The organism is Cupriavidus sp. CuC1 (assembly GCF_044627735.1).
Classification (GTDB): Bacteria; Pseudomonadota; Gammaproteobacteria; order Burkholderiales; family Burkholderiaceae; genus Cupriavidus; species Cupriavidus ulmosensis.
The window spans coordinates 15705-27940 of sequence record NZ_JBIUHC010000133.1 but is presented as its reverse complement, the minus strand read 5'-3'; the positions used below and the strand labels follow the sequence as shown (position 1 = coordinate 27940).

Below are 12236 nucleotides of genomic sequence, written 5' to 3'. Positions count from 1 at the left end.
CCGGCCTTCGATCATCGCCGCGTGCTGGGTTCAGGCAACGTTGTGGTGATGTCATGATTTACGGAAAGATCAATAGCTGAATGAAGCGTGTTCCAGAAGAGCGACGACATCGCAGTTCCCCTCTCCTTGCCACCGAGTTTGCCCCGGCATTCCGCACTGCCCGCAGCTGTCAATCGCCGGGAAGGTCATCGAGCTCGAGGCTCCGCCGGCGGCTACAATGCTGTGAGGGTGCAGGGCCTGGCCCATATGCGCGGAGAAGGTGAGTGGAGAAGTAAATGGCGACAGCTCGAGCTGGCACCAAAGGGGAGGCACTAAGACTCCTGGGGACAGAAGGCGTGACGGTGGTGGAACTGGACTATGAGGCTGGCTGGCAAGATGCGATTGAACTTGGTCGGCTCGGCCAGAAGGCAGGGATACGCGTGGAATATCGCGGGCAAGAGAACGTCGCAGTCAAATCTCCAACGGCATTGGTCGCCGGCCTAATGCGGCCAAAAGCGACCTTCCGGCAGCGAAACCTCTATTGCCAGTTTGAGTTGAGCGAACTGCCGGCAGTTGAACTGGAGAGCCTGGAGGCAAAGGCGTCCAAACTGGGGGACTATATCCTCGCCGGGCGTTTGATGCGGGAAGTGGAGGCAGTATGGGAAGATTAAATTACGTTTCCCCCTGGCACCATGCCGCCGCACTTGACACGTTAGTGCAGAAAACGCCGGCGAGAACAGGCCGCCCCATAAATATGCAATGTGCCGTGTAACTATGGTCAGGCCATAGCCTTGAGGCCACTGATTTTGTTACCCTGCTACTTCGAGTGCGGGCAAGCAGACGACATGCGCTCAACTCAAAGACGGGTGTCCCAGACGGTCAATGTTGCACTGGTACATTCCCAACGCGCACGTTACGAAGCGCCTTACGCGACGTACCAGACATACGACAAGACAGTACTTAACTACACATCCGCTGTGGGTCGTCGAGCGCGACATGGCCATCCAGCGCAACCACACCCTCGTCTTTTCTCATGACAAGAAGGTGTCCGCCGACTTCCTCTGCGAGATCCTCGGACGTCCCGCGGCCGTGCCCGTTGGGCTGTTTCTTGCCGTACGGCTGGACAACGATGTCACCCTGGACTTCATTGACGCGGAAGGCGATGTTGCCCTGCAGTACTATGCCTTTCTGACCAGCGACGTCGAATTCGAGCAAAGCCTCGCCCGAATCCAGGCGCGCGATCTGATGTACTGGTCGGACCCATACCGCCGCCGCCCCGGCGAGGTCAGCACGAACGATGCCTGCCGCAGAGTCTATTTCGAGGATCCGAGCAAGCATTTTCTGGAAATCTCCATGAAGGGATAAGACGCATGCGCGTCGAGAGGAAGAGGCGCGACGAGTGCCACGGGCTTCGACATTCCATGCTCGAGGCGATATGAGGTCCCGAAAGCGCTGCGCTGCATTGCCGGTCGCGGCCGCGACGTTCGGAACGACTTGCGCGGCGCAGGAGTTCGATGACATCGAGCAGCATGCGCTCAACGGCTTCGGTATGCTCGCCGCGCGCGGGCGGCCCATGCCGTGTTGCTGTTCCATGCCTACGGGCTGCATCTGGCCATCGTCAACGACAGCAATCACGTCGTGACGGCGTATCGGGGAGTGTTCCTGCATCTGGCCATTACTGCCGCCCCACATGAGTGCAACAGCGGAAAACACCTGCTTCGAGCACCTTGCCGAGATGCTGTTTTTGGTGCAAACTTACATCAATTTTGAGGCAAGGAGCACGTTATGCGCACTACAGTCACAATCGACGATGCCCTCTATGAACAAGCGCTAGAGGTAGCCGACCCTAGCATGGACAAATCTGACCTCTTTCGGGAGGCGATTAAGACTTTCGTCCGGGTACAAGCGGCCAAGCGGCTCGCGGCCCTCGGTGGCACCGCTCCAGACATGCAAGATGTGCCGCGTCGCCGTACGGAGCCTCAAGCGAAATGAGCGTACTCGTCGACACCTCAGTATGGGTAGATCATTTTAGGAAACGCAATGACGCACTGGTCAATTTGATCCTGTCGGATCAAGCACTGACCCACCCTATGGTCGTGGTTGAATTGGCTTGCGGGACGCCTCCAGCACCACGTACCCGGACACTCGGGGACATTGGACTGTTGCAGCCGGCCAAGCAAGTGAGCCTTGCAGAGGTAATGGCGTTTATCGAACACGAAAAATTGTATGGGCTGGGTTGTGGCCTAGTGGACGTCTCATTGCTGGCTTCCGCTCTGATCACACCAGGCGCGCAACTATGGACACTGGACAAGCGTCTCGACGATTTGTCGGTGCGTTTTGGTGTGGCGCATCGACCCAAGCTTCACTAGGTGCAGGGTCCCGCGCCAGGCGCCGATCGGACGCTTGCGCGCCACCGAATCATCGGAGTAATACTCGGCAACCGGCATCCCTACACCATCGTCCGCTCGTATCCGTCAGCAGAACCCATGTTGAAGTGATCGGGCGGCGGGTAGGTGTGGAAGCCATCAAGAGACTGGCCGCGCGTGTCGCGACAGGTAGCCGCATACACCGCGCCGTTGCCAACGGGTGACTTCAAGGCGGGGCCGCGTTCCTGCGTATAGCGCGTCAAACCGGAAGGGAAGCGCCACTGCTCTCAAACCTAACAGTCGTCCCCTGCCCCTACCCCTGCGCTAGCTGCTCCCCACCCCCATCCAATGCGCCAATGCACTCGCCAATTCCCGCGGTTGCTCCATCGGTACCAGGTGCCCGGCAGGCGCGATGATCCGCAGCACAGCACCGGGGATGTCCAACGCAACCTGGCGCATCATTGCCTCGGGAAATACCCGATCGTGCGATCCGCCCACTGCCAGCGTTGGCTTGCTGCCGTCAAACAACCGCGAGCGATCCGGCCGGTCGATGACGGCTTGCATATGCGCGAGGTAACGTTCGACGCCGTAGGCGCGCACCATGGCTCGCCGCTCCGACATCAGGTCCGCGTCTTGCAGATTGCGCGGATGGAAAGCATTGGCTGCCTGCGCTTCGATCATGTCGAAGTAGCCGCCCTCGCGAGCCGTGGCCATGGCCTTGCGCCGTTTCTCGCCCTGCTCCGGCGAATCCGCATAGGACGCCGTGCAGATCAAGGCGATGCCTTCGATGCGCTCGGGCACAGACTCCAGCAACGCCAAGGCCACATAGCCACCGAACGAGAAACCGCCCAGCCAGAATCGCTCCGGCAGGGCCGGCAGCAGTGCGTCGGCGATGGCCTCGACGGACGGCAGGGCCGGGCAGTCCACTGCAATGCCGCACACGGATGGCGGCAGTGCCGCCACGGTCCGGGCGAACACCACCCGGGTGTTGTTCAGTCCCGGCACCAGAACGAGGTTCTTTTGCATGGCGCCGCCTCAGGGGAGGTATGCCGTATCGCGGCTCTCGCCGGCAATGCGGTCATGCTCGACCCAGCAAGCATGCGTACCCATCGAAATGCGATGCGGCAGAATGATATGCGCAATCGGCCCGCCAGCAATATCGCTGGCGTCCAGGATCAGGCATTCCGAACGATTTGCAGCCAGGTCGGTGACGAAGGTCAGCAGGTAGCCGTCGTCTTCCGTTTTGGCGCCGATGCGGCGCGCCATCTGCGGCTCACTGCCATAGCGGCCCTTGCCGTATTCGTAGCGCTGGGCCGCACCGCTCAGCATGTCGTAGCGTTTGAGGCCGCGGAACAGCCATTCGCCTTTTTCGTACAAGACGTTATAACTATACCGATAAGGCCGGCCAACATAGTCGTTGCTACAGATCGGGAATTCCGTGATTTCGTCGTCAATCTGCACTTCGCGCGTCTGTCCGGTCTTCAAGTTGAATCGCCACCGGTACATCAACGTGGGGTTGTTATGCTTGTCGAGATGAGCGCGGATCTTGTCGTACGCCGCCTGCTTGCTGCCGTCGCTTTGGCCCACGCTTGGCTTGTGCGGGTTCGGCATAATGCAGCCGTCCATCACGATCTCGTCGTCGTCCTCGTAGCAGTTCGCCAGATGCAGGATGTGACAAGGCGTGCCCTCGAACCAGCGCACCTGCGCATTGTCGCCATGGCGCGGCACGATGCCGAAGCGGGCCGGCACGTCGCGGTGGAACGCCAGCTTGCGCTCGCCGCGCTTCAGTGCATCGGGATCGAAGAAGAACGGCAGGTCATGCAGGATCGTGTAGTTCTTCGTGATGCCCAGGTCATGCGGCCACCGCGGGCCAGGCAGCTCAATTGGGACGTAGTGCACCAGGCGGTTGTGGCGGTCGATCACGCCGTAATGCATATGCGGCCAGCGCTCCGGGTAGTTGAAGAACATCATCTCGCCCGTTTCGGCATCGACCTTGTAGTGAGAAGCCACGCCATCCGGAACCGAGCCCGCCCAGTTCGCATCCGGTCCCAGCGTCTCGAGGGACAGCGGGTCCAGCCGCCAGGGCTCACTGCCCTGCGACATCGAAGCAAGCAGCTTGCCGGCGTGACAGATTACGTCGGTGCCGGCGTTGTCCTTCATGGCGCCCATCGAGCCCCACCCACGGCGCGAATACAACTGGGGCGACAGCATGCCTGGCCAGAGTGAGCGGCCTACCGCCTTTTCAGCAAGAAAGCCAGTGGTCTGCACATAGCGGTTGCGGTAAGTGGCGCGACCGTCTTCGAAGTGGACTGCGTGCAACATGCCGTCACCGTCGAAGGGATGGTAGATGCCAATCGATTCATGCACCTGGTTATGCGTGTTGCGCACGTAGATGCCGTGCAGATCCTTGGGGATTTCGCCGATCACCTGCATGGCATCGGTATCCGCGGTGTATTCGTCCTGGTTGGGCGTAAATGGCCCGTTGAGGAAGGGATGGTCGTTGTCCGCCGCGATCGTGGACGGAACATGATTGACGATTTCCAGCATGATGAATCCTCACTCTGCTTGCCTGGCGCACCAGACCTTGATGCGCCAACGGCTTCTCTTATGGCTTCTCGGAAGGCTTCCGCAATGACTTCCCGGGCTGCGATGCTCAGTTTTCCAGCTTCACCGCGCCGGACTTCACGAGCTGCGCATAGTGCCTGGTGCGCTCCTCGATCAGAGCGCGGAACTGTGCCCGCGTATTACCAACCGGCTTGTAGCCCATCTGCACAAACAGTTCCTTGATGCGCGGCAGTGCCAGCGCCTTGGTGAAAGCAGCATTCAGCTTGTCGAGAATCTGCACCGGGGTACCTGCGGCAGCGGCATAGCCCACCCAGCCATCGGTGGTGAAATCCACGCCCAGCTCGCGAAAGGTCGGCACATTTGGAAAGGCCGGCACAGGTTTGGCTGCCGCCACCGCCATTGGCACCGCCTTGCCACCGTCCACAAACGCCTTGGACGAGTTCGTGACCAAGGCGTAATGGATCTGGCCATTGGCGATATCGGTCATCATCTGAACCTCGCCCTTGTACGGCACATGCGCGCCCGGATGCCGAGCTTCTGCGCAAGCATCACATTATTGAAATGAAAGCTGGTGCCGGCGCCCGGTGTGGCGTAGTTCAGCTTTCCCTGGTGCTGCTGGGCATAGGCAGTGAATTCCTTCAGGTTGTGCACCCCCAAAGCGGGGCTTGTCACGAGCGCGAGGTAAGTGTCGACGGCAATCGTAATTGGCTCGAAATCCTTCAACGGGTCGATCCCGTAGTTTTTGTCCGTCAGGGGCAGCGTGATCATGGTGGCAGGCACGACCAGCGCAATCGTGTAGCCATCCCGCGGTGCGCGCCTGACGGCATCCAGGCCGATCTTGCCCCCCGCGCCGGCGCGATTCTCGATCACAATCGGCTGGCCGAGGATCTTGCCGACCTCATCGCCCAACGTCCGGGATACCGTGTCCGTCAGCCCGCCAGCCGGGTATGGCACGACCAGCGTGATTGGCCGCGTGGGCCAGTCGCCCGCCTGCGCGCCCGAAATGAAGCCCAGCGCCAGGCAGGCGCCGATAAAGGCACGCCTTGTCACTGAAGGGGTGTTTTTCTGCATCATGCGTTTTCCGAGTAAGGGGGTTCCGACTCGCCGGCGAGCCCCATCTTGCGATAGTCGTCAGGCTTGTCCGCGGCGAGCCGTGTCAACGTGGCGCCGAACGAAACTGAGCAAGTGGCGGTTAAAGGTTTCCGGCTGCTCGGCAAACGCATAGTGCGCCGCGTCTGAAATGCAGACGAACTCCGCCTGCGGGATCAACTCCTGAATCTGTCGCATGCCATCAGGCCTGCCGACCTTGTCCTGCTCGCCTGCGACGAGCAGGGTCGGCACGGCGACCTGGCGCAGGGTGTCGACGCCTTCGTAGTTGACGATGGCCGCGATGGCGGCGCAGAAGGTGTCGGCCGAAGTACCGGCCGCCACGGAGGTCACAAGATCGACCAGCGGTCCCCGCGAGCCAGTCGCGAACATCGAGCGGATCACCGGCATGGCCGTTTCCACGAAAGATTTCCCCCGCTTGAGCGGCGCGATGCGCTCATCCAGGAAGGTCTTCCTGTCCTCTTCACTCTTGCGCGAGAAAGACGCCACCGTTGCCGACACCACCAGGCCATGCACGCGCCCGGGCAACAGCGCGGCCACGCGAGGCGCAACGATACCTCCCATGCTATGGCCCAGCACCACGTTGCGCGCCGTGCCGAGCCGCTCGACCAGCGCGGCCGCGGTGTCCGCCAGCCCTTCGATGCTCAGGTTCTCCGGCAGCGGGCTAAGGCCATAGCCCGGCGCATCCCAGGCCACCACGCGGTAGCCCTCGCGCACCAGCGCCTCGATTTCCGGACCGAAGTATATCTTCGAACCATAGGCGCCGTGCAGCAGGAAGATCGTGGTGTCGGCATCGCCGGCCACCTGATAGTCGGGGAAACGATAGCCCTTCATGTTTGATGCTCCATTCGAGTTGGTCTGTGCCGGCCCTACCGGGCTCAGAACTTGGTGCGGATGCCGATGGCCATGGCGGTCTGGCTATTCTTGCCTTGCGCCAGCGTGTAGCCACCGAAGCCAAAGTTCATGGCGGCGTTCTTCGCATAGGCGGCCACCGCGTAAAGGTTGGTCCGCTTGGACAAGCTGTAGTCAAGCAGCGCGGTGGCTTGCCAGGGATTGGCGGGATTGGTACAGCTTGTGCCGCACGACGTCTTGATATCGTCGTAGTAGAAGGCACCAGTGAGCGCCAGTGCCTGCGTGAGCTCGTAGCGCACGCCCGTCCACCAGAAGTTGTCGCGCGTGATCGGCCTGCCCGCTTCGTCTTCTTTGCGGCCCCATCGATAGGCCGCGAACAGCGTGGCCGGCCCGGCCACGTAATTGGCGCCAATGCCGGCGTATAGCGTTCGACCAGAGCCCGAACCGGTGCCGGCCTGTGGATTCAACTGGTCATAGGCTGCCGAAATGCTGAAGTCGCCCGGGGCGTAGGTGGCGCCCAGGCCCCAGCCCGCACCGGAGGAAAATGCACCCGGCCGCTCGCCAAAGCTGTAGTGCGCGCCTAGCCCTACCACGCCAAACTTACCGACATACTTCACCGCATTGTCATTGCGGGCAGTGACCACGGTCGAGATCGGCTCATTCTGCGGCGCATAGGCCTGCGGCACGTAGTTCCCCATGATGGAGAACATCGTCGTGTACTGGCGACCGAAGGTCAGCGTGCCATACTGGCTGGACAAGCCAACGAAGGCCTGCCGGTCGAACAGGCGGCTGCTATCGGACTGCGAACCCGTATCCACGTTGAAGCCGTTTTCCAGCGCAAAGACCGCCTTCACCCCGCCGCCAAGCTCCTCCACGCCGCGAATACCCCAACGTGAAGTCGACATGCCGCCGGAACGCAGGCTCAGCCGCGAGCCGCTGTCCTTCCCGGTAGCGCCGGGCAGGTTGTTCGCATATTCAACGTTGGCGTCGACCACGCCATAGAGTGTGACGCTGGATTGCGCCTGTGCCGCGAGGCTGAAAATACCCAATCCTGCGCACGCCACGACATGCTTCATTCGATGTCTCCCCTTCAGTCCGGTTCATGGGCCGGCCATCGCGACACATGTATGTCGGTGTGGCTGGTCTCTTGTCTGGACCGTATTCTTCCGAGAGACACCGATGGTGTATAGGAGAAACCGGGGGCAAAACCGCACTGCGGAAGTGATGATGCTATCTATTTGATTTTAAATAATTTCTATATGAGACATTCGCTAGAAAGGCGGCTCGGAATTGGCACGCCCATCATGCCCCGGCAACCAGCGTCGCAGGCAGCGGCACGGCATCCGCTCACGGGTGATACACGCTATGCGGCACCACCTGAAGTGGCGGCGAGCGGTCGACCTCCGCGCGGATGGCGTTCACCATATCCACCAGCCGAGGACCCAGCTCCCTCACCAACCGCTCCCGGGGTGCGGCTTGCGGATTTGCAACGCAGGTGAACACATAGACGCCGCCCCCTCTTGGCATGACCAGTGGCACGCCAACCGCATTGACCGGCCGTGACCACGAGCGCAGGGAGATCACAAAGCCGTGCTTGCGGTAATCCGAGTGGGCTTGCTCCACCGATTTTCGGATCTGATCCCATTCCGCGCTATGCCGCGCCTGGATCTGCTCCAGCAGATGCGCGCGCTCGGCAAGCGGAACCGCCACCAGATAGGCCGTGCCCATCGCCGTTGACGCCATCGGCAGCACCGTGCCGACGTCTACGTGCACCACCCGTACGTTCTGATCGCAGCGCGCCACCTCCAGGAACATCACCCCGAGGCGGTCGCGTGTGCCCATCGCCACCGAGACATTAAGCTCGCGCGCCAGTGTCTCCATGAAACCCCTGGCGATCTTTTGTACGCCGAGACTGCGCTGGATTGAGGCACTGAGCCCGAGAACACCGGCACCGACGAAGTATTTCCGGGTCTGCTCGTCACGCCGCAGGTAGCCCAGCGAAGCCAGCGTGTAGGTCAAACGGGATACGGTGGCGCCAGGTAAGCCGGTAATCGAGGCGATATCCTGGTTCCCAAGCAGGCCCCCGCCGTCGAATGCGTCAAGAATTTCCAGTCCGCGCGCCAGCGCCGTGACAAAACGGCGGTCATTCTCAAGTGCAGAAATGTCCTGCGGATGTTTGGCGGTCATAACTTCCATCGAGCGCATCCGAAGAGCGCAGTTCGACCTTGCGAAAGTGCGGCTCAAGGATACCACCACGCCTGCTCCTGGAACTTCGCCCTCACCGCACATGACGAAGCGAGCCGCCGACAGGCCGATCCTGCATCCATCGAGCCGTCGTGCGGCAAACGCGCTATGCGAGTATTTCCTCCATGTCGAGGAGCTTCAGCCGCTGTACCTTGCCCGACGGCCCCTTGGGCAACTCACAGACAAAGCGGAAGGACTTGGGCGTCTTGTACGCGCCGAGTTCGTTCCTGCAAAACGATCTCAATTCGTCCGCTGTGCATCGTTCTCCAGGTTTCAGCACAATGCACGCCATCAACTCCTGACCGTAATGCTCGTCCGGAACACCCACCGCCGCGGCCTCCAGCACAGCCGGATGCTTGAGCAATGCTTCGTCTATCTCGCGAGGTGCAATGTTCTCCCCCCCCTTGATGATGAGCTCCTTGATCCGGCCAGTGACAAAGACAAAACCATCCGGGTCGAGATATCCAAGATCTCCAGTATGGAGCCAGCCTTCGGGCGTCAGCGCTTTTGCGGTTTCTTCCGGACTCTTGTAATACCCCTTCATCACGTTTGGTCCGCGCACCATGATTTCGCCCGCTTCGCCCGAAGTGAGCGCCATTCCCTCTGTGTTGACAATCTTGGCTTCATTGCCAAAGGCCCGGCCGGGACTGCCGATCTTGCGCTGGGAAGGGTCCAGGGGATTGGTGAAGCACGGCGCGGAGGTTTCCGTGAGCCCCATCGTTTCGATCACCCCGATCTTGAATGCATCTTCAAAGGCACGATGCTGGCTGGGCGGCAGTGGAGCGGAGGCCGAACGACAGAAACGGACCCGGCTCAGATCCAAGCCACTCTTCACCGAACCCGCGTCATTCAACAGGTAGGAAATCATGGTCGGAACCACATTGATCCAGGTGCATCGATGCTGTGCCACCAGGTCCCAGAAGTTGGAGACCCGGAAACGATGTGGCAGAACGAGGCTTCCACCACGCACCAACGGCGATGTCGCGGTCACAATCTGGGCATTGATGTGATAGAGGGGCAAGACCGCCAAGACCCGGTCTTGCGCCTCCAGCTCATGGGCAGCGGACACGAACTGTCCACCCGACACCACGGAGCGGTTTGCCAGTACGACCCCCTTGGGCTTGCCGGTAGTGCCGGACGTGTACATCATCAGTGCATCGTCCTCTTCACCCACTAGTGGTAACTGCACGCCCTCATCCGACATCGGGATGAACTCCTGCGCATCGACATCGCACAGGACGATCTGGATATCCCGCGTCACGTTGGCCAGGGCAGCATTAAGACGCTCGAGCTGATCGGGTGCGACGAATACGATCTTGGCATCGCTATGGTTCAGTACGTACTCGAGCTGCGACGGGTGCGCGAGAAGATTCAGCGGGGTCGCGCAAAAGCCGCCGTACATGACGCCAATGAGCAGGCGGCAGGTCTGGTAGCCGTTTTGCATCAACATCGCCACCTTGTCGCCTCTCAGAATACCCTGGGCAAGAAGAAAGCGTGCCAGCTCGCGAGAGGCCCTCTGCAGGCCGGCGAAAGTCATGCTTAAACCAGGTTCCGGCGCAATCAAGTAAAGCGCGTCCGGTCGTTCAGCGGCTTGAAAGTCGACATATTCTCGAATGGTGCGTAGCATGCCTATATTCCTCACGTTCAAGCAGTACAGGGTTTCTTTCTCATTCTCGCTGGATCGATTAGCCGTACTTGCGCAGGTATTCCCCAAATAGTTCCTCCTCGGAGGGAACCCGCTCGGGAATTCTTCGCACGATGCGTGTAATGTTGAGGAAGTTCCTGTAATTCATGTTTTCGGACAAATTATTGCCACCCCATGTACCGCAACCCATGGAAAGCGAGAATGGCAAGCCGTTCTCGAAACTGCCACCAGTCGCAAAGCAATGCGCCTGATTGACAATGACCCGGCAAACAGGAAGCTCATTCCCCAAGCGCAGGATGTGGCCATCATCCGATGTATGAATTCCCACCGAATGACCCGCGCCCAGATAGCCATAGATATCGTTGACTATCTCGCAAGCGTGGTCAAAATTTCGGGCGCGATAGACGGTTAGCACGGGAGAGAGCTTTTCACCCGAGTATGGGTAATCCGGACCGGTGCCAACTTCCTCAACCATCAAGAATTTCGCTTGTGTCACGCTCGGCCGGGTCAAGCCAGCCAGTGACGCGATGCTGGGCGCAGACTGTGCGGTCACGGCTGAATCCAGTTTCCCCCGGGGCCACATCGTTTCCTGCAGGTGGTGCTTTTCTTCGCTGTTCAGAAGGACGCCGCCGGCCTCGGTTAGCGCGGCCAAGGCCGAGTCATAGACCGAGTCGAGGATAACCACGCTGTTTTCGGATGAACAGCTCGTCGCATTGTCGAACGTCTTCGAGCTGGCGATCTGTTGCGCCGCTTCACCAAGACTCGCCGAGGTATCGATGATCGAGGCGACGTTGCCCGCCCCCACCCCGAATGCAGGGGATCCGCTCGCATAGGCGGATCGGATATTGTTCTGTGAGCCTGTCGCGACCACCAGGTCTGCCTGGCGCATTAGCTCCTGGGTTGCTTGCTTGGTAATCGGTCCGGGTAGGTATTGCACCAAGTCCAGCGGCGCGCCGACCTTCGCCAGTTCCGCATGAATGTAAGCCACCAGGGCAGCGCAAGTGGAGAGTCCTTTGGGGGATGGCGCGACGATGACCGCATTGCGCCCCTTCAGTGCATTGATGATCTTGTTGGCGGGTGTCGCTGCGGGATTGGTGGAGGGGGTGATCGCGGCTACCACGCCAACTGGGCGGGCAATCTCTACCAGTCCGCGCTCCGGATACTCGGCAATGATACCAACTGTCTTTGCATGCTTGAGATCGCGCAGCAGTCCCAATGTCTTGCGGTAGTTCTTCTGGATCTTGTCGGCGACGTTGCCGAGTCCTGTATCGCGCACAGCCATCTCGGCCAAGAGACGGTTATGCGCAGGATGCATGATCGCCCATCCCGCCGCGGTGACCACCTCGTCCACTTGAACCTGCGAGTAACGCGCATAGTTTCGCTGCGCCTCCCTTGCCTTCCTGATCAGATCGGAAATCATTGCGACATCCGCCGACAAATTGGTATTCACGCTCGTTTCAACTGACATTCTTTCTCTC

General features: G+C 60.3%; 12 protein-coding genes and 1 pseudogene. 5 read left to right on the top strand and 8 right to left on the bottom strand.

The window, feature by feature from the left end:
• Positions 1–275: 275 nt before the first annotated feature.
• From ACGLHR_RS38790 to ACGLHR_RS38770, 5 genes are all read left to right on the top strand, one after another.
• On the top strand, positions 276–650 hold the full coding sequence (locus tag ACGLHR_RS38790) for a PHA-granule associated protein 4 (protein ID WP_400100786.1): 375 nt from the start codon (positions 276–278) through the stop codon (positions 648–650).
• Positions 651–975: 325 nt separating this feature from the next.
• Positions 976–1344 carry a VOC family protein gene (locus tag ACGLHR_RS38785; protein WP_400100785.1) on the top strand — a complete coding sequence of 123 codons (369 nt, stop codon included), beginning with the start codon at positions 976–978 and terminating at the stop codon, positions 1342–1344.
• A 213-nt stretch (positions 1345–1557) separates the two neighbouring features.
• Complete coding sequence (locus ACGLHR_RS38780; RefSeq protein WP_400100783.1) at positions 1558–1749, top strand: hypothetical protein; 192 nt, start codon at positions 1558–1560, stop codon at positions 1747–1749.
• A 15-nt stretch (positions 1750–1764) separates the two neighbouring features.
• On the top strand, positions 1765–1971 hold the full coding sequence (locus ACGLHR_RS38775; RefSeq protein WP_045237332.1) for a type II toxin-antitoxin system VapB family antitoxin: 207 nt from the start codon (positions 1765–1767) through the stop codon (positions 1969–1971).
• The gene (locus tag ACGLHR_RS38770) at positions 1968–2348 is read left to right on the top strand and encodes a type II toxin-antitoxin system VapC family toxin (protein WP_400100781.1); all 381 of its coding nucleotides are present in this window, start codon (positions 1968–1970) and stop codon (positions 2346–2348) included. The genes ACGLHR_RS38775 and ACGLHR_RS38770 overlap by 4 nt, the downstream gene beginning before the upstream one ends.
• Before the next feature lie 321 nt (positions 2349–2669).
• Here ACGLHR_RS38770 and ACGLHR_RS38765 read toward each other — a convergent pair whose 3' ends face one another.
• From ACGLHR_RS38765 to sauS, 8 genes and pseudogenes are all read right to left on the bottom strand, one after another.
• Positions 2670–3371: an alpha/beta fold hydrolase gene (locus ACGLHR_RS38765; protein ID WP_400100779.1), complete on the bottom strand. Its 702-nt coding sequence runs from the start codon at positions 3369–3371 to the stop codon at positions 2670–2672.
• A 9-nt stretch (positions 3372–3380) separates the two neighbouring features.
• On the bottom strand, positions 3381–4892 hold the full coding sequence (locus tag ACGLHR_RS38760; protein ID WP_400100778.1) for a carotenoid oxygenase family protein: 1512 nt from the start codon (positions 4890–4892) through the stop codon (positions 3381–3383).
• Between the two features lie 106 nt (positions 4893–4998).
• Positions 4999–5981: pseudogene (locus tag ACGLHR_RS38755) on the bottom strand (Bug family tripartite tricarboxylate transporter substrate binding protein).
• Between the two features lie 60 nt (positions 5982–6041).
• Positions 6042–6851, bottom strand: coding sequence for an alpha/beta fold hydrolase (locus ACGLHR_RS38750; protein WP_400100776.1), 810 nt, complete (start codon positions 6849–6851; stop codon positions 6042–6044).
• A 44-nt stretch (positions 6852–6895) separates the two neighbouring features.
• On the bottom strand, positions 6896–7945 hold the full coding sequence (locus tag ACGLHR_RS38745; RefSeq protein WP_400100775.1) for a porin: 1050 nt from the start codon (positions 7943–7945) through the stop codon (positions 6896–6898).
• A 271-nt stretch (positions 7946–8216) separates the two neighbouring features.
• Positions 8217–9074 (bottom strand): IclR family transcriptional regulator, encoded by an 858-nt coding sequence (locus ACGLHR_RS38740; RefSeq protein ID WP_400100773.1) that lies wholly within the window; start codon positions 9072–9074, stop codon positions 8217–8219.
• A gap of 145 nt (positions 9075–9219) precedes the next feature.
• Positions 9220–10740 (bottom strand): AMP-binding protein, encoded by a 1521-nt coding sequence (locus tag ACGLHR_RS38735; protein ID WP_400100771.1) that lies wholly within the window; start codon positions 10738–10740, stop codon positions 9220–9222.
• A gap of 58 nt (positions 10741–10798) precedes the next feature.
• A complete protein-coding gene (sauS, locus tag ACGLHR_RS38730; protein ID WP_400100769.1) occupies positions 10799–12226 on the bottom strand; it encodes an acylating sulfoacetaldehyde dehydrogenase in 1428 nt (475 codons plus the stop codon).
• Between the last annotated feature and the right edge of the window lie 10 nt (positions 12227–12236).

Excerpts from the sequence above, each read along its gene's own strand:
- ACGLHR_RS38790 (WP_400100786.1), top strand. The coding sequence starts at position 276 with ATGGCGACAGCTCGAGCTGGCACCAAAGGGGAGGCACTAAGACTCCTG.
- ACGLHR_RS38785 (WP_400100785.1), top strand. The coding sequence starts at position 976 with ATGGCCATCCAGCGCAACCACACCCTCGTCTTTTCTCATGACAAGAAG.
- ACGLHR_RS38775 (WP_045237332.1), top strand. The coding sequence starts at position 1,765 with ATGCGCACTACAGTCACAATCGACGATGCCCTCTATGAACAAGCGCTA.
- ACGLHR_RS38770 (WP_400100781.1), top strand. The coding sequence starts at position 1,968 with ATGAGCGTACTCGTCGACACCTCAGTATGGGTAGATCATTTTAGGAAA.
- ACGLHR_RS38765 (WP_400100779.1), bottom strand. The coding sequence starts at position 3,371 with ATGCAAAAGAACCTCGTTCTGGTGCCGGGACTGAACAACACCCGGGTG.
- ACGLHR_RS38760 (WP_400100778.1), bottom strand. The coding sequence starts at position 4,892 with ATGCTGGAAATCGTCAATCATGTTCCGTCCACGATCGCGGCGGACAAC.
- ACGLHR_RS38750 (WP_400100776.1), bottom strand. The coding sequence starts at position 6,851 with ATGAAGGGCTATCGTTTCCCCGACTATCAGGTGGCCGGCGATGCCGAC.
- ACGLHR_RS38745 (WP_400100775.1), bottom strand. The coding sequence starts at position 7,945 with ATGAAGCATGTCGTGGCGTGCGCAGGATTGGGTATTTTCAGCCTCGCG.
- ACGLHR_RS38740 (WP_400100773.1), bottom strand. The coding sequence starts at position 9,074 with ATGCGCTCGATGGAAGTTATGACCGCCAAACATCCGCAGGACATTTCT.
- ACGLHR_RS38735 (WP_400100771.1), bottom strand. The coding sequence starts at position 10,740 with ATGCTACGCACCATTCGAGAATATGTCGACTTTCAAGCCGCTGAACGA.
- sauS (WP_400100769.1), bottom strand. The coding sequence starts at position 12,226 with ATGTCAGTTGAAACGAGCGTGAATACCAATTTGTCGGCGGATGTCGCA.